The following is a 25,590-nucleotide window of genomic DNA, read 5'->3' on the forward strand; positions in this document are numbered from 1 at the left end:
GCGCGGTGAAGTAACGGAATTGCCCGAAGCAATCGGCAGAAATAACCCCTCGGGGAGGAAATCATGGGAAACATCACGCTCAAGAACGTCTCCAAATCCTTCGGAGCGACGTCCATCATCCCCGGTCTCGACCTGGTGATCGAGAATGGCGAGTTCGTCGTCTTCGTCGGCCCGTCGGGTTGCGGCAAGTCAACGCTGCTGCGGCTGATCGCCGGGCTCGAGGACACCAGCGGCGGCTCCATCAACATCGACGGCCGCGACGTCACCGGCGAGGCACCGGCCAAGCGCAAGCTCGCCATGGTGTTCCAGTCCTATGCGCTCTATCCGCACATGACGGTGGCCAAGAACATCGGTTTCCCGCTGAAGATGGCCGGCGAGGACAAGGCGACCATCGACAAGAAGGTGGGAGACGCCGCGCGCGTGCTCAACCTGACCAACTATCTCGAACGCAGGCCCGGCCAGCTTTCCGGCGGCCAGCGCCAGCGCGTCGCCATCGGCCGCGCCATCGTGCGTCAGCCGACCGCCTTCCTGTTCGACGAACCGCTGTCCAATCTCGATGCGGCACTGCGCGGCACCATGCGGCTGGAGATCAGCGAGCTGCACCATCAGCTCAAGACGACCATGATCTACGTCACCCACGACCAGGTCGAAGCCATGACCATGGCCGACAAGATCGTCGTGCTGAACGCCGGCAACATCGAGCAGGTCGGCTCGCCGATGGAGCTCTACAAGACGCCGAAGAACCTGTTCGTCGCCGGCTTCATCGGCTCGCCGAAGATGAACCTGATCGAAGGCACGCCGGCTGCCAAAAACGGCGCCAAGACCATCGGCATCCGTCCCGAACACCTGGAGATCTCGACCACAGCGGGCGAATGGAAGGCGGTCGTCGGCGTCGCCGAGCATCTCGGCTCCGACACCTTCCTGCATGTCCAGGCCGATGGCGTCGGCCCGCTGACGGTGCGCGCCGACGGCGAACTCGGCGTCCATCATGGCGACACCATCTATCTGACGCCCGACAAGGCCAAGCTGCATCGCTTCGGCGCCGACGGGAAGGCAATCTGAACATGCGGCTGGCCGGCAAATCCGCGCTGATCACAGGTTCGGCCCGCGGCATCGGCAGAGCCTTCGCCGAAGCCTATGCCGGCGAAGGCGCCACCGTCGCCATAGCCGACATCAATCTCGAGGCGGCGGAGAAGACGGCCGCCGAGATCGGCGGCAAGGCCTATGCGGTCAAGCTCGACGTCACCGACCTCGCCTCCATCGAGGCGGCGGTGAAAGCCGTCGAGACGAAGACCGGTGGCCTCGATATCCTGATCAACAACGCCGCTCTTTTCGATCTGGCACCGATCGTCGAGATCACCAAGGCAAGCTACGATAAATTGTTTTCCGTCAATGTCGCCGGCACGCTGTTCATGCTGCAGGCAGCCGCCCGCTCGATGATCGCCGCTGGCCGGGGCGGCAGGATCATCAACATGGCGAGCCAGGCCGGACGACGCGGCGAGGCGCTGGTCGGCGTCTATTGCGCCACCAAAGCCGCCGTCATTTCGCTGACACAGTCAGCGGGGCTCGACCTGATCAAGCACCGCATCAACGTCAACGCGATTGCCCCTGGCGTCGTCGACGGCGAGCACTGGGATCACGTCGATTCGCTGTTCGCCAAATATGAGAACCGGCCGAAGGGCGAGAAGAAGAAGCTGGTCGGCGAGGCAGTGCCGTATGGCCGCATGGGCACGGCGCAGGACCTCACCGGCATGGCGGTTTTTCTCGCCAGCAGCGACGCCGAATACATCGTCGCCCAGACCTACAATGTCGATGGCGGCCAGTGGATGAGTTGAGGGCGGGGGACGGCCTCTGCTCCTCGTCCCTCCGCGGGGAGCAGAGGCCGACATCAGCGGGCGCGTAGCCAGTGCCACCCCTTATCCTCTCCCCAACCGGGAGAGGAGCGTAACGAAGGCCTAGATTCGGCCAAAGGGTAAAACAGATGACCGTGAAACTCTCGTCCTCAAACCTCTCCAAACTGCCCGCTGAGGTCGCCGGCCCGAAGTATGACCGCGCGACATTGAAGGCCGGCATCGTGCATTTCGGAGTCGGCAATTTCCATCGCTCGCATCAGGCCGTCTATCTCGACGATCTGTTCAATTCGGGCGTCGGCCATGACTGGGCACTGATCGGCGCCGGCGTGTTCGACGGTGAAAAGATCGGCCGCGGCAAACTGGAAGAGCAGGACTGGCTGACCACGGTGGTCGAGCAGGACAGCGGCCATATGAGCGCCCGGGTCACCGGCGCCATGATCGACTTCCTGATGCCCGGCGATGCGGCCGGCATCATCGAACGGCTGGCCGACCCGGCGATCAAGATCGTTTCGCTGACCATCACCGAGGGCGGTTATTTCATCGATCCGGCATCCGGCGTGTTCAACCCGACCCACCCCGACATCCTCGCCGATGCGCAGCCCGGCGCGACACCGAAGACGGTGTTCGGCATCATCCTTGCCGGGCTGGTGCGGCGGCGCGATGAAGGCACCGTGCCGTTCACGGTCATGTCGTGCGACAACATTCCCCACAACGGCCATGTCACCTCGGACGGCGTCATCGGCCTGGCCCGTTTGATCGACGAGGATCTGGCGAACTGGGTCAGCGAGCATGTCGCCTTCCCGAATGGTATGGTCGATCGCATCACGCCGGCGACCACCGACCGCGAACGCGGCATCCTCGCCAAGGACTTTGGCCTTGAGGACAACTGGCCGGTGTTCTGCGAGCCGTTCCGGCAATGGGTGCTGGAGGACCATTTCACCGGCGGCCGGCCGCCGCTGGAAAAGGTCGGCGTGCAGTTCGTCAAAGACGTTGCGCCCTACGAATTGATGAAGATCCGCATCCTCAATGGCGGCCACGCGACGATTGCCTATCCGGCCGGCCTGATGGACATCCATTTCGTCCATGAGGCGATGCAGGAGCCGCTGGTGAGCGGGTTTCTGGCCAAGCTCGAACGGGAGGAAATCATTCCGACCGTGCCGCCGGTGCCGGACACGGTCCTGGAAGATTATTACCAGCTCATCGAGAGCCGCTTTTCCAATCCCAAGATCGGCGACACGGTGCGCCGGCTCTGCCTCGACGGCTCCAACCGCCAGCCGAAATTCATCATCCCGACCATCGCCGACCGGCTGAAGGCCGGAAAGAGCGTCGCGGGCCTGGCGCTGGAATCGGCGCTATGGTGCCGCTACTGCTTCGGCACGACGGATAGCGGCGCCGTCATCGAGCCCAACGATCCGAGCTGGGGCCGGCTGCAGGCAACGGCAAAAGCGGCAAAGGATGCTCCCGCCGCCTGGCTTGCCATGGAGGACATCTATGGCGATGTCGGCCGCGCGACGGCGTTTGTCGAGGCCTTCGCCCATGCGCTCAACGTGCTGTGGGCGAATGGCGCGCGCGCGACGCTGACGCGCTACCTCGCCGGCAAGCTCTGAGAGCCATTCTCGGCCATGACGCCTGAACTGGTCATCTTCGACTGCGATGGCGTGCTGGTCGACAGCGAGGCGCTCTCCGTCTCGGCGCTGCTCGGCATGGTCAAAGTCGCCGGCGGCAGCGTCAGTGAGGATGCCGCCTACGAGCATTTCCTCGGCAGGAGCATGAAAAGCGTGCGCGAGATCCTCGGCCGCGACTTCGGGCTCGATATCACAGACCTGCACCTGACCGAGATGCGCGTCGAACTGATGCGCAAATTCCGCGAGGAGCTGAAGCCGATCGCCGGCGTCAAGAAGATACTGCCGAAGCTTGGGCTGCCGTTCTGTGTCGCGTCCTCGGGCACGCTCGACCGCATCCGCTACGCGCTCGACGTCACCGGATTGCTTGGGCTGATGGAGCCGCACCTGTTCAGTGCCACCATGGTGGCCAAGGGAAAGCCGGCGCCGGATCTGTTCCTGCATGCCGCCGCCAGCATGCGGGCTCATCCGCGCAAATGCCTCGTCGTCGAGGACAGCCCGGCCGGCATCATTGCTGCGCGCGCGGCGGGGATGCGCGTGTTTGCCTTCACCGGCGGCTCGCATGCCGGCAACCCGACCTTGAAAGCGCGGCTTGCGTCGAGTGAGCCGGACTTTATATTCGCTGACATGCTGCAATTGCCCGATCTGATTGCAGGCCTGGGAGCGAGAGACAGAGCATCTTGACGAAACAGTTCGTTTGCGCGGTCGATGTCGGCACCGGGAGCGCTCGCGCGGGCATTCTCGACACCACAGGCACCTTGCTCGGCCGCGCCGAGCGGCCGATCGCCATGAACCAGCCGAAGCCCGATCACGCCGAGCATGATTCGCGCGATATCTGGTCGGCCGTCTGCACCGCCGTGCGCGCTGCCCGCGAAAAAGCCGGTGTCGAGCCTGAGGACATTGTCGGCATCTCCTTCGATGCCACCTGTTCGCTGGTGGTGCGCGACCGGCAAGGCGGCCAGCTCAGCGTCTCGGTCACCGGCGACAAGCGCTGGGACACCGTCGTCTGGCTCGACCACCGCGCCATCGCCGAGGCCGACGAATGCACGGCAAGCGGCCACGCCGTGCTGAATTACATCGGCGGCGTCATGTCGCCGGAAATGGCGACGCCGAAGCTGATGTGGCTGAAGCGCAATTTGCCGCGGACGTGGAATGAAGCCGGCTATTTATTCGACCTGACCGATTTCCTGACCTGGCAAGCGACGGGCTCGCTGGCCCGCTCGCAATGCACGCTGACCGCCAAATGGACCTATCTGGCGCATGAGGAGACAGGCTGGCGGCGCGATTTCTTCGAACTCGTCGGCCTCGACGATCTTTTCGAGCACGGCAGCCTGCCGGAAAAAGCCAGCCCGGTCGGCGCCGATATCGGTCGATTGACGGCGCAAGCGGCGGCCGAGCTTGGGCTGAGCGAGAAATGCCGGGTCGGCGCCGGGGTCATCGATGCCTATGCCGGCGCGCTTGGCGTGCTCGGCGGCTTTGCCGGCGACGAACAGGACATCGGCCGGCATTTGGCGCTGATCGCCGGCACATCGAGCTGCGTGATGGCGATGTCGCCCGATCCGCAGCCTTTCGCCGGCGTCTGGGGGCCATACTACGGCGCGGCGCTGCCGAGACTGTGGCTGTCGGAAGGCGGCCAGTCGGCGACCGGCGCCCTGCTCGACCACATCATCCGCTGGCACGGCGCCGGCGGCGAGCCGGATGCCGCCATGCATGCGAAGATCGCCGGGCGTGTCGCCGAGCTGCGCGCCACCGAGGGCGACAACCTCGCCGCAAGGCTGCATGTGCTGCCCGACTTTCATGGCAACCGCTCACCGCTCGCCGATCCGCATGCGGTCGGCGTCGTCAGCGGGCTGACGCTGGACTCCTCCTTCGACAGCCTGTGCAAGCTCTACTGGCGCACCGCCGTCGGCATCGCGCTCGGCGTGCGCCACGTGCTGGAGGCACTGAACGAAAATGGCTATCTGATCGACACGCTGCACGTCACCGGCGGCCACACCAAGAACCCGCTGCTGATGGAGCTCTATGCCGACGCCACCGGCTGCACGGTGATCGAGCCGCTGGCCGACGAGGCGGTGCTGCTCGGCACCGGCATGATCGCCGCCACCGCAGCCGGGCTGTTTCCCGACCTCAACGCCGCCTGTCTTGCCATGCAGCAAGGCGGCCGGACGCGCCCGTCGAACCCGAAATCATCAGGGCGTTTCGAGCGCGACTACAAGGTTTTCCTCGAGATGCACCGCCAGCGGCGGATGCTGGACGCGATCCGCTAGAGCATCGGGGCCGGTCGCTGGCTCAATCCGTTCCTGTCCCTCCTCTCTTGCCTTCATGTCGCGTTTCGTCCAGAAGCTGACGCAAACGCCGCGAAACCGAAGGTTTTGCCGTTTGACATGCGGCTTCCGGCTCTGGCCGACGTGCCGTAGCTGGAAAGAGCGGAACAATGTCTGCGATCGAAGCCGGCGCTCGCGCGCCGGAAAGTCTTTGGCGTCAGGAAATCAGGGCGACGCTGGCGCTTGCCTGGCCGATGGTGCTGACCAATCTCGGCCAGACCGCGATGACGGCCACCGACGTCATGATGATGGGTCGTCTGGGGCCGGATACGCTGGCCAGCGGCGCGCTTGGCGCCAACCTTTATTTCATGCCGCTGATCTTCGGCCTCGGCCTGATGCTGGCGACCTCGCCGATGATCGCCACCGAGCTCGGCCGCCGCCGCTATTCGGTGCGCGACCTGCGCCGCACCGTGCGCCAGGGCCTGTGGCTGGCGATCCTGATCTCGATTCCGATCTGGCTCGTGCTTTGGCACGGCGAAGGCATTCTGCTGGCGATGGGCCAGGACCCGGCGCTCGCCCGTCAGGCCGGCATCTATCTGCGCTGGCTCGAATGGGCGGTGCTGCCGTTCTACGGCTATATCGTGCTGCGCTCGTTCATCTCGGCGCTGGAACGGCCGGGCTGGGCGCTGGTCATCGTCTTCGTCGCCGTCGCCTGCAACGTCTTCTTCAACTGGGTGTTCATGTTCGGCAATCTCGGCGTGCCGGCAATGGGCATTGCCGGGTCGGGCCTTGCCACCTCGCTGTCCTCAGCGCTGATGTTCATCGGCATGGCTGCCGTGGTGATGCTGGAGAAGAAGTTCCGCCGCTACCGTCTGTTCGGGCGCTTCTGGCGGTCCGACTGGCCGCGCTTCAAGGGTCTGCTGCGGCTCGGCCTGCCGATCGCCGGCATTCTCGCCTTCGAGGTGACGATCTTCAATGCGGCGGCCCTGCTGATGGGCCTGATCGACGCGGATTCGCTGGCCGCGCACGCGATCGCCATCCAGATCGCCTCGATCTCCTTCATGGTGCCGCTCGGCCTCAACCAGGCGGTGACGGTGCGCGTCGGCCTTGCGCACGGCGCCGGTAATCCGGAAGGCGTTTCGCGCGCCGGCTGGACCGCTTTCGTCATCGGTGTCTCGTTCATGGCGCTGATGGGGCTGGTGATGATCCTGTGGCCGCATCCGCTGATCAGCGCCTTCATCGATCTGGGCAATCCGGCCAATGCCAGGGTGATCGAACTTGCCGTGTCGTTCCTCGTCTTCGCGGCGCTGTTCCAGGTCTTCGACGGCGCCCAGGCGGTGGCCGCCGGCATGCTGCGCGGCCTGCACGACACCAAGGTGCCGATGATCTATGCCGCGATCGGCTATTGGGGCGTCGGCCTGCCGCTCGGCGTGCTGCTCGCCTTCCATTTCGGCCTGCATGGCGTCGGCATCTGGATCGGCCTGTCGACGGGGCTGGCCGTGGTGGCCGCGCTGCTTCTGGCGCGCTGGCTGCGGCGCGACCGGTTGGCGCCGCCGCTGGAGTTTGGGCATTGAAACAGGACAGTGCCGGTTTGGCGGCCGCTATGTCCCAATATTGTAGCTGATTAAGCGGCGCCTGCAGAAACGTTCGTGCCGTGAGCCGGCGCTTGGCACCGAGGCAATGAACGTCTCGGCCGAGAGCGGAACTATGTTCCCTTCACGATTCTCGGCTTGCTCGGCCGGCGGGATTGAGCTGCGCTCTCGAGGGCCTGGGCCAACCGCTTCTCGTCTTCGATGGCGCGATCGACTGCCTCAATTTCTTCCTGGAGCGCCTTCAGCTCGGCTCCGTAGCTGGAGCCATCGCTGTCCCCTATCTGAAAGCCACTTGCCCGCATTGCATCGCGGGTATGGTGCACGTTGCGGACTCCTTCGCGTCGGGTTGCGACCAGGATTTCCCGGAACTCTCCAAGACGTTCAACGTGATTGCGAGTCATTGCGTTCTCCTATTTCGTCGTCATCGTCGCCGACGGCGATTCAGAACGGCTAAAAACTACGGCGCAGACCGTTTAAGTGAATACGGGAGATACTCTCGACAAAGCATGAGTGCGGAAGCTCAAATTTGAACGTCTTGCAACAAGTTGGAGCGCGGCAGCGGAGATGGCTCGGGACCCGAGCCGGTCGGCGCATGGGCAACCCGGCCGTCCTCGAACCGCGCTTCAGCTTGTTATCTGTTCGGCGACAGCCTCTTCGAGGCCGGCTGCGGCTTGAGCGGCGAGACCGCGCGCCGCCGCCTGTGAATCGTAAAACTCCTCGAGCGCATGAACCGTGCCCCACCGCAGCGTGAACACGTGGAGACCACGGTTGATGTAGGACGTATCGCCGTTGAGCAGGGTTGCGGTGCCATCCCACTGGGCAAACACGGTGGTATGCCACGGCCAACCCTTCACCCAGACGTGGTTGACCGTGAGATGGAGAGTGGGCAGAACACGGCCGAGGCGCTCGAACCAGCGGCGCAGGGCTTGCTTGTCGTGGCGCTCCCCACCAAGCGCGTGGGCGCCACCAACCCGGTGATGGACATGCGGCGCGATGGCCTTCACCGCCGCGTCCCAGCGATGGTTGTTGACGTCGTCGAAGCTCTGCCGGATCGATTTCTCGACAAAATAGCTGTAAAGCATGTGACCTCTCTCCGAACTTATTGGTGGCGCGCCGTTCCGACGCGAGAGCCCCGGCCAGCATCGCGCGGCCGCGGGCCTGCGCGTCAGGTCAGGGCATTGTCGCGTCGGCTCGCAGGGATGTGTCAGTCTCGGTCGAGACCGTCACTTCCTTACCGGACCTTGAGAACGCGTAGAGCGAGCCCGGGTAGCCCGGTATGGAAAACGACACAGCGTCACTGTTGGCGAGGCCCATGACAACCCGCAGCGGATCACCCCCGGCCTTCGGTGCGAAAGTGGCGGTGACCTCAAGCAGGTCGCCGCGCGGAACGTAGTAGGCCACCATGTCCAGGTGTCCCTGGTGCAGGCTGCCGCCTTCGATCGGGCGTCCGATGGTGGCTTCCTCGGCAAGAGCCGGGGTTGCAAGAAACAGCGCTGCCAGCAGCGAGGCGCTCAGGGTTTTGGGGATCATCTCATTTGTCCTTTTTTAGATTGCGTTCACCCTCTATATAGGGTATAGATTACGAATGCAATCTAAAAAGGAGATGACGATGCGTGTGAGTCGCACTCAGGCCGCGGAAAACCGCGAGACCGTGATCAATGTGGCAAGCCGGCTTTTTCGGGAGCGCGGCTTTGACGGCATCGGCCTCAAGGATCTGATGAAGGGTGCCGGGCTGACCCAGGGCGCCTTTTACAAGCAATTCGAGTCGAAGGACGATCTGGCGGCGCTGGCGTCCAGGCGCGCGATGGAAAGCGCCACCCACAAATGGTCGGCCGCGACCGCCGCACATCCTGGGAGCCCGCTCGACGGGGTGATCTCATTCTACCTCAGCATGGACCATCGCGGGGAAAAGATGGACGGCTGCCCGGTCGTTGCGCTCGGCTCGGATGCGGCCAGGCAAGGTGCCGAGGTGAAGGCATCATTCGAAGTCGGCATCAAGGCGTACCTTGAGATGCTCGGCGGTTGGGTTGGCGAGGGCGACAGCGAAAAGACCGGCAACAAGGCAATGGCCGTTCTCTCGACGATGGTCGGCGCGGTCGTGCTCTCGCGGGTCGTCAACGACCCCGACCTTGCACAGGCTTTTCTGGATGCGGCGGCCGATCAGGTTCGCGAAGCAGTCGCCGCTTGAACGGCGCGAGCAGCGCCGCCGGCACACCAAGGACAGGAGAGCAGATGCAACGGATTGTCGTCACGGGCATGGGAGCGGTCACGCCCCTTGCCGCCAATGTCGAAGCGTCCTGGTCACGCCTGCTTGCCGGCCGGTCGGGCGTTCGCAGGCTTCCTGACGATGTGGTGGGAGATCTGCCGGCTAAGATTGGCGGCGTGGTTCCCTCCCTGGGCGAAGATCCGGAGGCTGGTTTCGATGCCGATGCCGTCCTGTCGGCGAAGGATCAACGCAAGGTGGACCGGTTCATTCTCTTCGCGCTGGCCGCGGCGGAAGAGGCGCTGGCGCAGGCGCAATGGAAGCCTGCCCTGGAAACCGATCGCCTGCGCACGGCCACGATCATCGCTTCAGGGGTCGGCGGGTTCCCCGCCATCACCGAGGCGGTGCGCACGGTGGACCTGCGTGGCGCCCGCCGCCTGTCTCCCTTTACGGTGCCGTCCTTCCTGGTAAACCTCGCGGCGGGCCACATCTCGATCCGTCATGGTTTCAAAGGTCCACTCGGCGCACCGGTGACGGCATGCGCGGCGGGCATCCAAGCGATCGGCGACGCCGCCCGCCTGATCCGCGCCAACGAAGCCGACATCGCCGTATGCGGCGGAACGGAAGCGTGCATCAACACCGTCAGTCTCGGCGGTTTCGTCGCGGCGCGCTCTCTTTCAACCGGCTTCAATTGGGCGCCGGCTCAAGCCTCGCGCCCTTTCGACACATCGCGGGACGGCTTCGTCATGGGCGAAGGAGCCGGCGTGCTGGTCATCGAGGCATTGGACCACGCGTTGGCGCGCGGCGCAAAGCCGTTGGCTGAGCTCGTCGGCTACGGCACAACCGCCGATGCCCACCACGTCACCTCCGGACCAGAGGACGGCGACGGCGCGCGCCGGGCCATGCAGATCGCGATTGCCCATGCAGGGATTTCGCCACGCGAGGTTCGTCATCTCAATGCGCATGCGACATCAACGTCAGTCGGCGACCTGGGTGAGATCGAAGCGATCAAGAGCGTGTTCGGGCGCGATTTCGCGATAGCTGTCAGCGCCACGAAATCGGCGACCGGACATTTGCTCGGAGCGGCCGGCGGGCTTGGTGCGATCTTCGCAATCCTGGCGCTCAGGGATCAGGTCGCCCCGCCAACCCTCAACCTTGGCGAGGCCGATCCGGCCGGCGACGGAATCGACTTCGTCGCAAACGCGCCCCGGCCCATGGAGATGGAGTACGCGATCTCCAATGGCTTCGGCTTTGGCGGCGTGAATGCCAGCGCCCTGTTCAGACGCTGGAACTAACCGGTGGCCAGACGCAGTCATGACCAACGCCCTTTGCCCCGGCCTCTCATGCTTTTCCCAATCCGATCCAACGCAAAGAAGGATATGATTTCCATGAACAAGACCAACCCTGGCGTCGCCCTGGTCACAGGGGCATCTTCCGGCATCGGGCGCGCTACCGCCGATGCCTTGCTAGGCGCCGGCTTTCGCGTCTTCGGAACCAGCCGTCGCGCGGCCTCCCGGCCATCCGCCGGCGTTACCATGCTGACCTGCGACGTGACCGACGACGCGTCCGTTGCGACAATGGTCGATGACGTTCTGGCCAAGGCCGGACGCATCGACCTGCTTGTCAACAATGCCGGCATGGGCCTGTTTGGCGGCGCAGAGGAGTCCTCGACCGCCCAGGCTAAGGTGCTGTTCGACGTGAACGTCTTCGGCGTCTTGCGTGTGACCAACGCGGTGCTGCCGGCAATGCGGCGCCAAGGGAAGGGCAGAATCGTGAATTTGAGTTCGGTGCAGGGGCTCATCCCCGCTCCCTATTTCGCACTCTACTCGGCGACCAAACATGCCATCGAGGGTTATTCGGAGTCGCTCGATCACGAATTGCGCCCGTTCGGCATCCGCGTTTCGCTGGTGGAGCCCGCCTATACCCGCACGGCATTCGAGGACAATCTTGCCGCCCCCGACCGGTCGCTCGAAATCTACGACTCCGCGCGTGCCGGGATGACTGTATCCGTGCGGAAATCGATGGAAAAAGGCGATGCGCCCGAAGTGGTCGCCAGCACCGTTTTGGCCGCGGCGACCGATCCTGCGCCGAAGAAACGCTATGCGGCGGGAAAAATGGCGCGCCAGGTCAGTTTCCTGCGTCGTTTCGTCCCCGCGTCCGCATTCGACAAGAGCCTGCGCAAGCAGCTTGGGCTGCCGGCCTGAAATCGAGCGCTGCCTTGGCGCGTCAGCGAGCAGCCGCCTGTTTCTCGAGCCTGCGGGCGTATTGCGTCAGCGGAAAGCACATGACGAAGAAGATCAGAGCCACCAGCCCGTAGACCTTGAACGGTTCGAAGGTCGCATTGTTGATGGCGTTGGAGGTCCGCACCAGCTCCTCGAAGCCGATGATCGAAGTGAGCGCGGTCGATTTGATCAGCTGAACCAGGAAGCCGACGGTGGGTGCGCGGGTGATCGAAAAGGCCTGCGGCAGGATGATCAGCCTCAGCTCCTGCAGATAGTGCAGGCCAAGGCTTGCGCCGGCGTCCCATTGCCCCAGGGGTAGCGCCGCGACGCCGGAGCGCCAGATTTCGGCGAGATAGGCGCTGGCGAAGAAGGTGAGGCCGAGCGCCGCCGCCGTCCACGGTTCGATGCGCAGGCCGAGCATCGGCAGCCCGAAGAACATCAGGAACAGCTGCATCAAGAGCGGCGTTCCCTGGAACAGGGCGATGTAGCCCGAGGCTATGCGCCTGCTCCACTTGTTTTTGGCGATCCTGAAGAATAGCACGACCAGGCCGACGATGCCGCCGCCGATGAAGGCGGCCAGCGATAGCAGCACCGTCCAGCGGGCGGCGAGCAGCAGGTTGCGCACGATGTCCCAGGAGGTGAACTCGATCATGATACGCCGGCTCCGAGCGCACGGCGCCCGCCTGACACCAGCAGCCGGCGCAAGGCCATCGACAGAGCGAGATAGACCAGCGTCACGACGAAATAGGTCTCGAAGGAGCGGAAGGTGCGCGCCTGCAGCATGTCGGCCTCGTAGGTCAGTTCACGCACGGCGATCTGCGACACCACGGCCGACTCCAGCATCATGATGACGATCTGGCTGGTCAGCGCCGGAAAGATCACCTTGAGCGCCTGCGGCAGCACGATCTTGATGAACACCTGGCGGGGCCGCAGCCCAAGCGCGAGCGCTGCTTCTGTCTGTCCGCCGGGCACGGCGTCAAGCCCGGCGCCGACGATCTCGATCGTGTAGGCCGCCATGTTGAGCGTCATCGCCAGCATGGCGGCCAGGAGCGGGTCGAGCCGGATGCCGAGGCTGGGCAGCCCGAAAAAGATGAAGAACAGCTGCACCAGGAACGGCGTGTTGCGCATCACCTCGACGTAACAGGCGATTGCCCGCTTGAGCAGAACCGGGCCGTTTCGTCGCCCCGCGGCACCCAGGATGCTGAGCAGCGTTCCGGCCAGCGTGGTCACGGCGATCAGCAGGATCGTCGTGGCCGCGCCGTGCGCGATGTCGCCCAGAGCACCCGGGAGCCAGGCAAAGGCCACGGAAACTCAATCCTTGAGGTTTTCGGGATTGAGCGGCGTCTTCAGCCAGGTTTTCGAGCTTTCATCCAGCTTGCCGTCGGCCAGCATCTTGGCGATGGCATCGTTGACCGCCTTCTTCAGGCCGTCCTCATTCTTGTTGAGGCCGATATGCGAGGGCGAGGTCAGAAGCTGGAACTTCTGCTCCGGCTTCAGTGCGTCCTGCTTGGCCAGCACCTGCGCGCCGACATCGTTGCCGACGACCATCAGCTGCGTCTGGCCGGAGATGAAGGCCTGGATCACCGAATTGTAGTTGTCGAAGCGCTTGATGTCGGCCGACGCCGGTGCTGCCTCGGTGAGCGAGGTATCTTCCAGCGTGCCACGATTGACGGCGATCGACTTGTCGGCGAGGTCTTCCTTGCCCTTGACCGTCAGAGCCGCCGGACCGATCACGGCGATGTAGTAGGGCGCGTACGCGGCGGCGAAGTCGATGACCTGTTCGCGTTCCTTCGAGTAGCCGACGCTCATCAGGATGTCGACGCGCTTGTCGTTCAGATACGGGATGCGGTTCTGGCCGGTGACGGCGATGGGGTTGAGCTTCACCTTGAGCGTATCGGCAATGTATTGCGCGACATCCATGTCATAGCCCTTGAGGCTCATGTCGGCGCTGGCCGAGGAGAAGGGCGGGAAATCGGCGAAGACGCCGACATTGATGGTGCCGGCCTTGGTGATGTCCGCCAGCGCATCGGCGCTTGCGGCTTGTGTGGCGAAGCCGAAACCGGCGGTGCCAAGCATCAGCACGGCGGCGATGGAGGCAAATGTCTTGCGGATTGTCATTGTTATTCCCCTGTCTGGACGCTTGTTTGTTGGATACGGCCGCCGGCTCCAGCGCGGCGGCCGCCTTCGTTCGGATTGGTAGAGGTCAGGATCCCTTGCCGGTGACAGCCGGGCTGAACACCATCAGGCTCAATATCTCGAACAGCACCTGTGCGGCGGCGTGCGCCGTGTTGGTGGTCGCGTCATATTGCGGCGCCACCTCGACGACGTCGCCGCCGACGATGTTGAGACCCTTGAGGCCGCGCAGCAGTTCGAGCACTTCGCGCGTCGTCAGCCCGCCAACTTCCGGCGTGCCGGTGCCCGGCGCGAAGGCCGGGTCGACGCTGTCGATATCGAAGGACACATAGGTCGGGCCGTCGCCGACTATTCTGCGCGCCTTCTCGATGATGGCCGGAATGCCGAGACCGGTCACCTCCTCGGCATGCACCACGGTCATGCCGGACTCGTAGGTGAACTCCCACAGATATTCGGCCGAGCCGCGGATGCCGATCTGGATCGTGCGCGTCGGGTCGAGCACGCCGTCAAGCACCGCGTTGCGGAACGGGCCGCCATGGTGGAACTTGGTCATGTCGAACAGGCCACTGGTGTCGCAGTGGGCGTCGATATGGATCAACCCGACCGGAGCTTTCTTGCCAACGGCCTTCAGGATCGGGTGGCTGATCGAATGGTCGCCGCCGATCGAAAGCGGGATGACGCCGGCATCGACGATCTGGTTGGTGCGCCGCTCGATATCCTCATGGCTTGTCTCAAGCCGGTAGCGGCTGCGGAACGGCGTGTCGCCGATGTCGGCGACCCGGAGCTCATGTGTGGGCGCGCATTCCAGCACGTGATTGTAGGGGCCGATGCGCTCGATGGCACGCAGCGCTCGCGGCCCGAAGCGCGAGCCTGGCCGGTTGGTGACGCCGAGATCCATCGGCACGCCGATCATCGCCACCTGCAAATCACCGAAATCCGGATTGTCGGCCGATATTTCGCGGTAGGGCGCGGCGAGGAAGGTCGGGATGCCTGAATAGGGCGCCAGCCGCGTGCCACTTTTGGAGAAGATCTTGTCGGCCACCTTGCGGAATTTCGGGTCGAACATCTCGCCGCCATGGCTTTCACCATATTTGCGACGCAACGCGTCGAGCTTGCCGCGATCGTATCCCATATCCGCTCCTCCTGGGCTGATGCAGTGCCGCCGCGGATGACGCCTGCGAACCGACCGTCATCCGGCCGGGCCGCTGTCCCGCTGGCTGCCTGCAGATTTCACGTCTTGATGCTGTTCCAGGTTCAGTGTCCGGCAGCGGCATTGAAAAATCAATTGATATTGTTAGGGTGTTTTCTGTGAGAAAATCTCACAATAAAGTTGATACCCATGACCAAGCGCCTGCCACCGCTTAATCCGCTGCGCGCCTTCGAGGCAACGGCCCGGCATGGCTCGCTGACCAAGGCGGCCATTGAGCTGAATGTCACCCATGGCGCCGTCAGCCATCAGATCAAGGCGCTCGAGCAGTCGCTCAGTGTCAAGCTGTTCGAGCGGGCCGGCCAGCGGGTCAAACTGACACCGCATGGCGCGGAGCTTCTGCCCGCGGTGTCGACAGCCTTCGACGGCATCGCCGCCGCCACCCAGCGCATGACAAGGCCGGCGAGCAGCGGCACACTTTCGGTCTCCTGCGTGCCGGCGCTTCTGTTGTTGTGGATGACACCGCGGCTCGGCAGTTTCATGGCGCAATATCCCGACATAAGGCTGACGCTTATCCCTTCCAACGATCCCAAGGATTTGCGGGCACCCACCATCGATGTCTGCGTGCATTATGGCGACGGCAGCTGGACCGATTGCTGGATGCGCAAATGGTCGGGCCTCGAACTGTTTCCCGTGGTCAGCCCGACACTGATCAACAACCGGCCGATCCGCAGCGTCAGGGATCTCGCCGACCATGTCTTCCTGCATGGCGATGACGGCCGCGAATGGCACACCTGGCTGGCGGCCGCCGATGCGCTGGACCTGGAGCGGGGTCGCCGCCATCACCTCGGCGATGCGCGCATGGCGACCGAGGCGGCGGTGCATGGCCATGGCGTGGCGCTGGGCGACTCCGTGACGGCAAGCGCGCTGCTGGCCAGGGGCATGCTGGTCGCGCCGTTCAGCCTGTCGGTGCCGGCGGTCGACGATTTCTATGTCGTCTGCCGCAACGAGATGCGGGCGACACCGATCGTGCAGGTGTTCATCGACTGGCTGTTCGCCGAGAAGGCCGGGGATGACGGGCGCGCCGACGCCCCTGTGGCCGGCCGCATCGTCAGCCGCCGCAAGCGTCCGGCGCTCAGGGTGATGGGCGGAAAATCCGCAAGTTGATGCCAAGCTCTGCGCCACCGCATGCAGGCAGCTCTTTTTGTCGGGCCAGCCTGAAAGCGGGCAGCGTTCTGGCCGATTCGATGCTATGAGGCCTGTCGCGATTGTGGATGGCAGGCAGCGAAGGCGGTGTTGAGACATGGCTAAGACCGATATTGCGCGGCGCGTCTACAACCACACCTGGAAGCTCGACCCGATCGTGCGCAGCCTGCTCGACACAGATTTCTACAAGCTTTTGATGCTGCAGATGATCTGGGGCATGTATCCCAAGGTCGACGCAACCTTCTCGCTGATCAACCGCACGACTTCGGTGCGCCTTGCCGACGAGATCGACGAGGCCGAATTGCGCGAACAGCTCGACCATGCCCGCACCTTGCGCTTCTCCAAGAAGGAGATGATCTGGCTCGGCGGTAACAATTTCTACGGCCGCAAGCAGATCTTCGAACCGGAATTCCTCGCCTGGCTGGAAGGCTTCCGGCTGCCCGAATACGAGCTGTCGAAGCGCGACGGGCAGTATGAGCTGACCTTCAGCGGGCCGTGGATGTACACCACACTGTGGGAAATCCCGGCGCTCGCCATCATCAATGAACTTCGATCGCGCGCGGCGATGCGGGCGTTCGGGCCTTTCGCGCTCGACGTGCTCTATGCCCGCGCCAAGTCCAAGATGTGGGCCAAGACCGAGCGGCTGAAGGCGCTGCCCGGCATCCGCATCTCGGACTTCGGCACGCGCCGGCGCCATTCCTTCCTATGGCAGCGCTGGTGCGTCGAGGCGCTGAAGGAAGGCATCGGCGAAGCGTTCACCGGCACCTCCAACGTGCTTCTGGCCATGGACAACGACCTCGAAGCGCTCGGCACCAACGCACATGAGCTGCCGATGGTGTTCGCCGCCCTCGCCGACTCGGAAAAAGAGCTGAGGCAGTCGCCCTACAAGGTGCTGCAGGACTGGCAGCGTTACTATGGCGGCAATCTCTTGATCGTGCTGCCCGACGCCTTCGGCACGGCATCGTTCCTGCGCGATGCGCCGGACTGGGTGGCCGACTGGACGGGCTTTCGCCCGGACAGCGCGCCGCCGATCGAAGGCGGCGAAAAGATCCTGTCCTGGTGGCGCGACAAGGGCAAGGATCCCAAGCAGAAGCTGTTGATCTTCTCCGACGGGCTCGAAGTCGAGACGATCGAGGAGACCTATCGCCACTTCAAGGGCAAGGTGCGCATGTCCTTCGGCTGGGGCACCAATCTGACCAATGATTTCGAAGGCTGCGCGCCGACGGAAACCAACAGCCTCGACGCCATATCGCTGGTCTGCAAGGTCACCGAGGCCAATGGCAGGCCAGCGGTCAAGCTTTCCGACAATCCGGCCAAGGCGACCGGCGATGTGAAAGAGATCGAGCGGTATCTCAGAATTTTCGGCGAGAAGGACCGCGTGGAGCAATTGGTCAAGGTGTGAGGGGTGGGGTTCCTGGATAGTACGAGTTCCCTGGCGCCCCCCTCTGTCCTGCCGGACATCTCCCCCTCAAGGGGGGAGATTGCTCCCTCATCTCTGCTTTCGCCAATCAACAACATTGCCAGGGAAGAGCCGGCGGCGAAACTGCCAATCTCCCCACCTGTGGGGGAGATGTCCGGCAGGACAGAGGGGGGCGCCGTAGGGTGCTTCCCTTCGCAAATTCCGCCCATTTGCTTCTCCGCTTCGTTGGCCCTCCTCCCCACCCCCGCCTTCGCCCACGCCTCCGACCGTGGCCATGTCCTGCTGCTGCCGACCGGCTACTATCTGATCGGCGGCGCCTTCGCCGTTGCCGTCAGTTTCCTCGTCCTGGCGCTGCTGCCAGCGGATTTTCTCGATCGTTTCTGGCGCCGGCGCCTGCCGTTGTTTGCCCTCAGCGACGCCACCCGCGCCGCCATCAGCCTGCTATCCTTCGCCGGCTTTGCAATTCTTATCGCCGCCGGCTTTTTCGGCAGCCGCGACCCACTTTCCAATCCTCTGCCACTGGTGATCTGGACACTGTTGTGGGCCGGCGTCACGCTGCTGCAGGGTGTCTTCGGCGACCTCTGGTCATGGCTCAACCCCTGGTATGGAGCATGGCGTCTCGCCTCGCGCCTGTTCGGGACCAGGGATCACGGAGCATGGCGCCTGCCCGGATGGGTCGGCTGCTGGCCGGCTGTCATCCTGTTCTTCGCCTTCGCCTGGTTCGAACTCATCGATCCGGCGCCCGACGATCCGGGGCGGCTGGCCTTGGCCGCCGGCCTCTACTGGCTGTTCTCTTTCCTCGCCATGCTGGCGTTCGGCTATCGCGGCTGGAGCCGCAGCGGTGAATTCCTGACGGTTTTCTTCTCGATGGTGGCGCGCTTCGCCGTGGCCGAACGCAACCAAGACGGCCGGCTTGGCCTGTGCTGGCCCGGCGCCAAGCTGCTGACGGCGCAGCCCCTGCCGGCCAGCGGCATCGCCTTCCTGCTGCTGGCCCTGTCGTCGGTGTCCTTCGACGGCCTGTCGAAGACCTTCTTCTGGCTCGGCCTGTTCGGCATCAACCCGCTCGAATTTCCCGGCCGCACCGCGCTGATCGGCAGCGGCACTTGCGGGCTGATCCTGACATTCGCGCTGCTGGCGGCGGTGTTCCTGCTTGCCGTCCGGCTCGGCCAGCGTCTTGCCGGCAGCGATCACACGCTCGGCCAGGCCGCAGGCCTGCTGGTGTGGTCGATCGTGCCAATTGCGCTTGCCTATCACGTTGCGCATTATCTGACGGCGCTGCTCGTCGACGGCCAGTATGCGCTTGCGGCACTGTCCGATCCGTTCGCGCTGGGCTGGAACCTGTTCGGCACCGCCGACATGCAGATCGAGGCCGGCATCGTTGCGGGGGCGGACTCTGCGTGGTGGCTGTGGAATATCCAGGCCGGCGCCATCATCCTGGGCCATGTGCTCGCCGTCCTCGTCGCTCACGGCTTCGCCTGGCGCCTGCACCCACAGCCCTCCCGCGCGGCACTCAGCCAGTTCCCGCTCACCTTGCTGATGATCGCCTACACCGTCTTCGGCCTCTGGTTGCTTGCCACGCCGACTGTCGGATGAGAAAAGGCGACCAGCATGCCTTCGGGGAAAGCCCGCTTGCCACGTCGGGGCTTTGGTGATTTAGTTTGTACACATGCGATTTTTTGCCTCGTTACAGCCAGTCAAAACTCAAAAACAGGGGAACTGCCGTGACTGACAAGAATGGGTTTTTCGATCTCTCCAGATCCACGCTCACCCGCCGCACGGCGCTGAAGGGTCTGGCCGCCGGCGCCGGCCTGGGCCTGGCCCCCGGCTACGTCCGCTATTCCCAGGCGCAGAGTTCGGCGCCGATCAAGATCGGCTTCCAGTCGCACCGCACCGGCATCGGCGCCGCCTATGGCCGCTGGTACGAGAAGACCACGGCTGCCGCGGTCAAGGCGATCAACGCCGCCGGCGGCATCAACGGCCGTCAGGTCGAGGTGATCATCGAGGATGACGGCACCGATCCCGGCCGTGGCGCCGAGGTGGTCGGCAAGTTCGCCACCCAGCACAAGACCGACATCGTCTTCGGCACGCTGTTCTCGCATGTCGTCATTGGCTCTGCGCCCGCCGCCGGCGAAAACAAGATGCCCTATTTCGTCGTCAGCGAAGGCCATCACGTCGCCTCGACAAAGCTGAACCGCTATGTCTTCCAGCCCGGCATCACCGACGTGAAGAGCCAGATCCAGTCGATGGCGCCGTGGATCGCGGCCAATGCCGGCAAGAAGGTGACGCAGATCTTCCCCGATTTCGCTTTCGGCTACGACCATCGCGACTACCTGCCGCCGGCACTGAAGGCGCAAGGCGGCGAGGTCATCGCGCAGATCGCCATCCCGCCGACGGAATCGTCCTTCACCAAATACTTCCCGCAGATCCCGGCCGAGACCGAGGTGATCTACCACGTCATGGTCGGCCCGGCCGTGCTCACTTTCGTCAAGGAGCTCGGCGAATTCTACGGCTCCAACCGACCGCAACTGTTCGGCTTCATCGATTCGCTCGAGGCCACCGACATCAACAGCCCCGGCCTCGAATTCCTCGACGGCAGCCATTTCTGGGAAGGCTCGCCGCGTTATGCGCAGGCCAACGATTCCGAAGCGCAGAAGGCCTACCGCACCGCTGTCGGCATCGATGACAATGGCGCTGCCGTCGGCGATCCCAAGGATGTCTCCACCGCAGCCCACATGTTCGGCTGCTGGGAGACGCTCTATGTCGTCAAGAAGGCAATGGAAGACGCCGGCTACAAGGGTCCGGAAGACCGCGCCAAGCTGGTCGAGGCGACCGAGGCACTGACCGAGTTCGCCGAAGGCCCGCAGCATCCGCAGGGGCCAAAAACCTTCAACGGCAAGATCCACCAGTGCTTTGGTATCCAGAACATCTCCAAGGTCGAGGGCGGCAAGCTCAAGGTCGTGCACAAGACCAAGATCGAGGACGGGCTTTACGAGGCCGAGGGAGATTATACGACGCAGGCGCTGTGAGTTTGGCATTCCAGCAAGCGCCTGCCAGCGTGTAACCGATGCACTTTGGTCCCCACCTCCTCCTCGCCGCTCTCGAAGGCCTCGTCACCTCGTCAGTGCTAGCCCTGACGGCGCTCGGCCTGTCGCTGGTGTTCGGCGTCATGCGGGTGGTCAATGTCGCGCATGGCGAGTTCTTCATGCTGGGCGCGGTGCTCGCCTGGGCGATCACCACGGCCATCGGCGGTCACCCTGCGCTCGGCTTCCTGGCGGCGCTGGTGATTGCCCCGCTGATCGTCGGCGCCATTGCGCTGGTCGCCGAACGGCTGGTGCTGCGCCGGCTCAATTACAATCCGGAAGCCACCATCGTCGCCACCATCGGCATGCTCTACATCATCCAGCAGCTGGCGCTGACTTTCTATGGCCCGGAGGCTCGGCCGGTCGAGCCGCCGTTCAGCTACCGCATCCTTTTGCCGTGGTTCGGCTATTCCGGCTACAAACTGTCTGTTATCGCCGCTTCCGCGCTGCTGCTCACCGCGACATGGCTGGTGCTGACGCGCACCAGGATCGGCCTCGTCATGCGCGCCACGCAGTATGACAGCGAAACCGCACAGGCCTTCGGCATCCCTGTCGGCCGTGTCTATGGCGGCGTCTTCGCGCTCGGTGCCATGCTGGCGGCCATTGCCGCGGTGCTGATCGTGCCGATCAGCCAGGCGCATTATCTGATGGGACAGGATCCGCTGCTGCTCTCCTTCATCGTCGTCATCATCGGCGGCCTCGGCTCGCTGCGCGGCACGGTCGTCGCCGCCGTGCTGATCGGCCTCTCCGACGGCATCATCTCGATGTTCTTCTCGCCGACGCTGGCCAAGATCATTGCCACGCTGCTCGTCGCCATGGTGCTGGTGTTCCGCCCGCAAGGCCTGTTCGGGACGGCATCGCGATGAGCGAAGCTTCGCCGGCAAAAGCCTATGCCCTGCATCTCGGCGTCATCGCCCTGCTCTTCGTGCTGAGCTTCCTGCTGCCGGACTACTATCACGGCCTGCTTGCCCGCATCATGGTGCTGGCGGTCTTTGCCATGGGCTACAACATGCTGTTCGGCTATGTCGGCCTGCTCAGCCTCGGCCATGCGATGTTCTTCGCCGCCGGGCTCTATGGCGCCGGCCTTGCCGTCATCCAGCTCGGCTGGAGCGTACCAGCGGCATTCGCCTCGGGCCTCGGCTGTGGTGTTGTTGTTTCACTCGTGATCGGCCTGCTGGCGTTGCGCACCACGGGCGTCGCCTTCATGATCGTCACCATGATGTTCGCTCAAGTGTTCTACCTCCTCATCCTCTACTTCGCGACTTGGACCGGCGGCGACCAAGGCATGGTCGTGCCGCAGCCGGCGCGGGTGCTCAGCTTTGGCGCTACATCGCTCGAACTCACCAATCCGACGGTGCGCTACATGACAGCGCTGGCGCTGTTTTCCATCGTGCTGCTCGTCACATTGGCCATCGTCCGCTCCCGCTATGGCCGCGTGCTGGTCGCCATCCGCGAGAATGAGGAGCGCACGAAGATGCTCGGCTACGATACGTTTTCGAACAAGCTCGCCGCCGTCGTCATCTCCGGCATCATCTGCGCGGCCTCGGGGGCCGCCTATGCGCTGCTGTTCGGCTATGTGTCGGATCGAGCTTCGCGTCGGTGCAGTATTCGATCCTGCCGCTGCTGTGGGTGCTGCTGGGGGGTGCCGCGACGACGCTCGGACCGCTGATCGGCACGCTGTTCATGTACTATGTCATTGATATCACCAGCGGCTACACCTCCGCCTATCTGCTGATCGTCGGCATCGCGCTGATCCTGCTGGTGCTGTTTTTCCCGAAAGGCATTCTGGGCAGCATCCGCCAGCGCTGGCTCGGGTGGCTGCCATGATGCCGCTTTTGACCACCAAGGGCCTGTCGCGCAATTTCGGTGGTCTGCGCGCCGTCGACAATGTCGATTTCGCGCTGATGCCGGGCGAGATCCGTGCCGTGATCGGCCCCAACGGGGCGGGGAAGACCACCTTCGTCAGCCTGGTCAGCGGCCGCATCCAGCTGTCTGCCGGCATGATCGTCTTCGACGGCGCCGACATCACCAATCTGCCTGCCTATGTCAGGGTGCGCAGGGGCATCGCCTACACCTTCCAGCTCACCAGCGTCTATGCCAACCTGTCCGTTTACGCCAACGTCGCGCTGCCCGCGCAACTGACGCAGCGGCATGGCAGTCATTCCAAGAGCGCGATACAGGCCGCTGTCATGACCGCACTGGAACGCACCGGCCTGGCCGATCGTGCCCACATGCCGGCGGGCCAATTGTCCTACGGCCATCAGCGCCTGTTGGAAGTGGCGATGGGCCTCGCACTGAAGCCGCGCCTGCTGATCCTCGACGAGCCGACGCAAGGGCTGGCCGACAGCGAGATCGACAATTTCATCACCCTGGTGCGCGAGATCGCCAAGAACGCCACCGTGCTTCTGATCGAGCACAACATGCCTGTCGTCATGCAACTCGCCGACCGCATCACCGTCTTCAATGCCGGCAAGATCCTGGCCGAAGGCACCCCCGAAGCGATCCGCGAGAACGCGGCGGTGCAGGAAGCCTATCTGGGGACCGCCCCATGACCGAGGCAAAGTCCGAGGCGCTGACCATCTCTGGACTGGACTGCTACTATGGCGAGGTCCAGGTGCTCTATGGCCTCGACCTGGTGCTGAACAAGGGCGAGGTGCTGTGCCTGTTCGGCCGCAATGGCGCCGGCAAGACGACGACGCTGAAAGCCATCATGGGACTGGTTCCCTCAAGCGCCGGCTCGATCAGGCTCGATGGCCAAGAGTTGACTGGTCTGCCGGCGCATGAAGTGCCCAAGGCCGGCGTCGCCTATGTGCCGCAGGGAAGACGGCTGTTCGCCGAAATGACGGTGGCGGAAAACATCGAGATCGGCCTGATGGCGCGCGGCAAGGGCAAGGCCGTGCGGGAAAATGTCCTCGACCTGTTCCCGCTGCTGCGCCAGCGGCTGCGGCAGCGTTCCGGCACATTGTCCGGCGGCGAACAGCAGATGCTGGCCATGGCGCGCGCGCTCTGTCTCGAACCGCAAGTGCTGCTGCTCGACGAGCCAACCGAAGGGCTGATGCCGTCGATGATCGCCAAGATCCGCGAGACGGTGTCGAAGCTGCGCGACATGGGCGTCTCGACCATCCTGGTCGAGCAGCGTGTCGATGCGGTGCTTTCGGTCGCCGACCACGTTGCCTTCATCGAAAACGGCCGCAACCGCGAGACGGTCGACGTCGAGGAGTTGCGCGCCGACCCGTCGGCGGTCCGCCGCTATGTCGGCGTCGGGTGATCAGCCGAAGAACAGAAAGCCCGCGACCAAAAATGTCGGGATCAGCACCAGCCCAGACCACAGCATGTAGCCGAAGAAGCCCGGCATCTTCACGCCGCGATGGCGGGCGATGGCGTAGACCATGAAGTTCGGCGCATTGCCGATATAGGTGTTGGCGCCCATGAACACCGCGCCGGCCGAGATCGCGGCAAGCGTCGAAGCGAACTCCGTCATCAGGTGCCGGGGGTCGCCGCCGGCAAGCTCGAAGAACACCAGATAGGTCGGCGCATTGTCGAGGAAGGACGACAATGCCCCTGTCAGCCAGAAATAGGCGAGATCGTTGGGCGTACCCGAGGGTGAACTGACAAGCGACACCAGCGGTGCCAGCGCGCCGTCATGGCTTGCCCTTAGGATGGCGATGACCGGCACGATGCAGATGAAGATGCCGGCAAACAATTTTGCCACCTCTGCTATCGGGCCCCAATTGAAGCCGTTCGCCTCCCGGTGGCTCTTGTAGGAGAGCGGAAGCGACAGCAGGGCGAGCGCCAGGATGATGGCGTCGCGCACCAGATTCTGCAGTTCGAGACTGACGCCGAACACCGAGAAGCTGACGCCGGGCTTCCAGGCCGCCGACACCAGGATGGCGCCGATCACGCCCGCCAGCAGCGGAAGGTTGGCCAGGCCGCGCAGACGCACCTTGGTATCCGGCGTCGGATCCTTGATCTTCGGCGCGCCAGCCTCGCGCCGATGCAGGATGATGTCGATGCCCAGGAAGACGGCCAGCACGGCACCGCCGACGAACAGGGTCTCGCGCCAGAGATTGGCGGTCGTCCAGAAGAAGTCGACACCTCTGAGGAAGCCGACGAACAGCGGCGGATCGCCAAGCGGCGTCAGCGAGCCGCCGATGTTGGACACCAGGAAGATGAAGAAGATGACGACATGGGCGTTGAACGGCCTGTTATCGTTGGCGCGGATGATCGGCCGGATCAGGATCATCGAGGCACCGGTCGTGCCTATCACCGAGGCCAGCAGCGCGCCGACCAGCAGCAGGCCTGCATTCACCAGCGGCGTGCCGTGAATGTTGCCGGCAAGGAGAATGCCGCCCGAAATGGTGAACAGCGCAAACAGCAGGATGATGAACGACATGTATTCCGTGAGCAACGCATGCAGCACCGCTTCGGTCGCTGTGGGAACACCGAAGGCAGCCGCCAGCGGCACGATCACCAGTGCGGCCCAAAGGGCCGATATCTTGCCGTAGTGATGTTCCCAAACATGAGGAAACAGCAGCGGACCGGTGGCGATCGACAACAGCAGCCCGGCAAAGGGCAGCGCCCACCACAGCGGCATCGAAGCGCCGGGCAGGCCGTGTTCCTCCGCCGCGAAAGCCTGTGCCGGGAACAGCACGGCGGCAATTATCGCAGCGCATGCAGCCAACAGGGAGATCGGATATGAAAAAGGCCCCCTCATCCGGCCGCTACGCGGCCACCTTCTCCCCGAGGGGAGAAGAGACTCGGCGCCGACGCTCGCCTTCTCCTCTCCCCTCGGGGAGAGGTCGGATTGCCCCGAATTGCCCTTCGCAATTCGGCTGGCAATCCGGGTGA

24 protein-coding genes and 1 pseudogene are annotated in these 25,590 nt (G+C 64.0%); 17 read left to right on the forward strand and 8 right to left on the reverse strand.

Annotated elements, in window-relative coordinates; all coding sequences use genetic code 11:
* The first annotated feature begins 63 nt into the window (after nucleotides 1–63).
* The 6 genes from NP503_RS10590 (at nucleotide 64) to NP503_RS10615 (ending at nucleotide 7,313) form a co-directional block, all read left to right on the forward strand.
* Nucleotides 64–1,062 (forward strand): ABC transporter ATP-binding protein, encoded by a 999-nt coding sequence (locus tag NP503_RS10590; protein WP_127272484.1) that lies wholly within the window; start codon nucleotides 64–66, stop codon nucleotides 1,060–1,062.
* Between the two features lie 2 nt (nucleotides 1,063–1,064).
* A complete protein-coding gene (locus NP503_RS10595; protein ID WP_127268861.1) occupies nucleotides 1,065–1,835 on the forward strand; it encodes an L-iditol 2-dehydrogenase in 771 nt (256 codons plus the stop codon).
* Nucleotides 1,836–1,981: 146 nt separating this feature from the next.
* A complete protein-coding gene (locus NP503_RS10600; protein WP_127272483.1) occupies nucleotides 1,982–3,460 on the forward strand; it encodes a mannitol dehydrogenase family protein in 1,479 nt (492 codons plus the stop codon).
* Nucleotides 3,461–3,475: 15 nt separating this feature from the next.
* The gene (locus NP503_RS10605) at nucleotides 3,476–4,159 is read left to right on the forward strand and encodes an HAD family hydrolase (RefSeq protein ID WP_127268441.1); all 684 of its coding nucleotides are present in this window, start codon (nucleotides 3,476–3,478) and stop codon (nucleotides 4,157–4,159) included.
* Complete coding sequence (locus NP503_RS10610; RefSeq protein ID WP_127268440.1) at nucleotides 4,156–5,742, forward strand: FGGY-family carbohydrate kinase; 1,587 nt, start codon at nucleotides 4,156–4,158, stop codon at nucleotides 5,740–5,742. Before NP503_RS10605 ends, NP503_RS10610 begins: the two co-directional genes overlap by 4 nt.
* A gap of 167 nt (nucleotides 5,743–5,909) precedes the next feature.
* The gene (locus tag NP503_RS10615; RefSeq protein WP_127268439.1) at nucleotides 5,910–7,313 is read left to right on the forward strand and encodes an MATE family efflux transporter; all 1,404 of its coding nucleotides are present in this window, start codon (nucleotides 5,910–5,912) and stop codon (nucleotides 7,311–7,313) included.
* Nucleotides 7,314–7,444: 131 nt separating this feature from the next.
* On the opposite strand, the gene NP503_RS10620 is transcribed toward NP503_RS10615, so the two are convergent.
* The 3 genes from NP503_RS10620 to NP503_RS10630 form a co-directional block, all read right to left on the reverse strand.
* A complete protein-coding gene (locus NP503_RS10620; RefSeq protein WP_127268438.1) occupies nucleotides 7,445–7,732 on the reverse strand; it encodes a hypothetical protein in 288 nt (95 codons plus the stop codon).
* Between the two features lie 222 nt (nucleotides 7,733–7,954).
* Entirely contained in the window at nucleotides 7,955–8,413 is a 459-nt protein-coding gene (locus NP503_RS10625) for a nuclear transport factor 2 family protein (RefSeq protein WP_127268437.1), read from the reverse strand.
* A gap of 88 nt (nucleotides 8,414–8,501) precedes the next feature.
* Nucleotides 8,502–8,861 carry a hypothetical protein gene (locus NP503_RS10630; RefSeq protein WP_127268436.1) on the reverse strand — a complete coding sequence of 120 codons (360 nt, stop codon included), beginning with the start codon at nucleotides 8,859–8,861 and terminating at the stop codon, nucleotides 8,502–8,504.
* A gap of 79 nt (nucleotides 8,862–8,940) precedes the next feature.
* Here NP503_RS10630 and NP503_RS10635 point away from each other — a divergent pair, with 79 nt between their 5' ends.
* The 3 genes from NP503_RS10635 to NP503_RS10645 all read left to right on the forward strand — a co-directional run bounded on the left by NP503_RS10635 (nucleotide 8,941) and on the right by NP503_RS10645 (nucleotide 11,738).
* Complete coding sequence (locus NP503_RS10635) at nucleotides 8,941–9,519, forward strand: TetR/AcrR family transcriptional regulator (protein ID WP_127268435.1); 579 nt, start codon at nucleotides 8,941–8,943, stop codon at nucleotides 9,517–9,519.
* Between the two features lie 44 nt (nucleotides 9,520–9,563).
* Entirely contained in the window at nucleotides 9,564–10,829 is a 1,266-nt protein-coding gene (gene fabF / locus NP503_RS10640) for a beta-ketoacyl-ACP synthase II (protein WP_127272586.1), read from the forward strand.
* Between the two features lie 93 nt (nucleotides 10,830–10,922).
* Nucleotides 10,923–11,738, forward strand: a complete 816-nt coding sequence (locus tag NP503_RS10645) for an oxidoreductase (protein ID WP_127269244.1) — start codon at nucleotides 10,923–10,925, stop codon at nucleotides 11,736–11,738.
* Between the two features lie 22 nt (nucleotides 11,739–11,760).
* Here the strand turns inward: NP503_RS10645 and NP503_RS10650 are convergent, their stop codons facing one another.
* The 4 genes from NP503_RS10650 to speB form a co-directional block, all read right to left on the reverse strand.
* Nucleotides 11,761–12,408: an amino acid ABC transporter permease gene (locus tag NP503_RS10650; protein WP_127269243.1), complete on the reverse strand. Its 648-nt coding sequence runs from the start codon at nucleotides 12,406–12,408 to the stop codon at nucleotides 11,761–11,763.
* Nucleotides 12,405–13,061 carry an amino acid ABC transporter permease gene (locus tag NP503_RS10655; protein ID WP_127269242.1) on the reverse strand — a complete coding sequence of 219 codons (657 nt, stop codon included), beginning with the start codon at nucleotides 13,059–13,061 and terminating at the stop codon, nucleotides 12,405–12,407. The genes NP503_RS10650 and NP503_RS10655 overlap by 4 nt, the downstream gene beginning before the upstream one ends.
* A 6-nt stretch (nucleotides 13,062–13,067) precedes the next feature.
* Nucleotides 13,068–13,874, reverse strand: a complete 807-nt coding sequence (locus tag NP503_RS10660) for a transporter substrate-binding domain-containing protein (RefSeq protein ID WP_127269241.1) — start codon at nucleotides 13,872–13,874, stop codon at nucleotides 13,068–13,070.
* Nucleotides 13,875–13,959: 85 nt separating this feature from the next.
* Nucleotides 13,960–15,021: an agmatinase gene (gene speB, locus NP503_RS10665; RefSeq protein WP_127269240.1), complete on the reverse strand. Its 1,062-nt coding sequence runs from the start codon at nucleotides 15,019–15,021 to the stop codon at nucleotides 13,960–13,962.
* A gap of 207 nt (nucleotides 15,022–15,228) precedes the next feature.
* Here speB and gcvA point away from each other — a divergent pair, with 207 nt between their 5' ends.
* From gcvA to NP503_RS10705, 8 genes and pseudogenes are all read left to right on the forward strand, one after another.
* Complete coding sequence (gene gcvA, locus NP503_RS10670; RefSeq protein ID WP_127272585.1) at nucleotides 15,229–16,203, forward strand: transcriptional regulator GcvA; 975 nt, start codon at nucleotides 15,229–15,231, stop codon at nucleotides 16,201–16,203.
* 136 nt (nucleotides 16,204–16,339) lie between these two features.
* Nucleotides 16,340–17,644, forward strand: coding sequence for a nicotinate phosphoribosyltransferase (gene pncB / locus NP503_RS10675; RefSeq protein WP_127267048.1), 1,305 nt, complete (start codon nucleotides 16,340–16,342; stop codon nucleotides 17,642–17,644).
* 168 nt (nucleotides 17,645–17,812) lie between these two features.
* Entirely contained in the window at nucleotides 17,813–19,255 is a 1,443-nt protein-coding gene (locus NP503_RS10680; protein ID WP_236383083.1) for a hypothetical protein, read from the forward strand.
* Between the two features lie 128 nt (nucleotides 19,256–19,383).
* Nucleotides 19,384–20,688: an ABC transporter substrate-binding protein gene (locus NP503_RS10685; RefSeq protein ID WP_127267046.1), complete on the forward strand. Its 1,305-nt coding sequence runs from the start codon at nucleotides 19,384–19,386 to the stop codon at nucleotides 20,686–20,688.
* Nucleotides 20,689–20,726: 38 nt separating this feature from the next.
* Nucleotides 20,727–21,608, forward strand: coding sequence for a branched-chain amino acid ABC transporter permease (locus NP503_RS10690; RefSeq protein WP_127267045.1), 882 nt, complete (start codon nucleotides 20,727–20,729; stop codon nucleotides 21,606–21,608).
* A pseudogene (locus NP503_RS10695) lies at nucleotides 21,605–22,569 on the forward strand (branched-chain amino acid ABC transporter permease). Before NP503_RS10690 ends, NP503_RS10695 begins: the two are co-directional and overlap by 4 nt.
* On the forward strand, nucleotides 22,566–23,294 hold the full coding sequence (locus tag NP503_RS10700; RefSeq protein ID WP_127267044.1) for an ABC transporter ATP-binding protein: 729 nt from the start codon (nucleotides 22,566–22,568) through the stop codon (nucleotides 23,292–23,294). Before NP503_RS10695 ends, NP503_RS10700 begins: the two are co-directional and overlap by 4 nt.
* On the forward strand, nucleotides 23,291–24,010 hold the full coding sequence (locus NP503_RS10705; protein ID WP_127267043.1) for an ABC transporter ATP-binding protein: 720 nt from the start codon (nucleotides 23,291–23,293) through the stop codon (nucleotides 24,008–24,010). Before NP503_RS10700 ends, NP503_RS10705 begins: the two co-directional genes overlap by 4 nt.
* On the opposite strand, the gene NP503_RS10710 is transcribed toward NP503_RS10705, so the two are convergent.
* Nucleotides 24,011–25,456: a sodium:proton antiporter gene (locus NP503_RS10710; RefSeq protein ID WP_127267042.1), complete on the reverse strand. Its 1,446-nt coding sequence runs from the start codon at nucleotides 25,454–25,456 to the stop codon at nucleotides 24,011–24,013.
* Nucleotides 25,457–25,590: the final 134 nt, after the last annotated feature.

This window comes from Mesorhizobium sp. SEMIA396 (genome assembly GCF_024518615.1).
GTDB lineage: Bacteria > Pseudomonadota > Alphaproteobacteria > Rhizobiales > Rhizobiaceae > Mesorhizobium.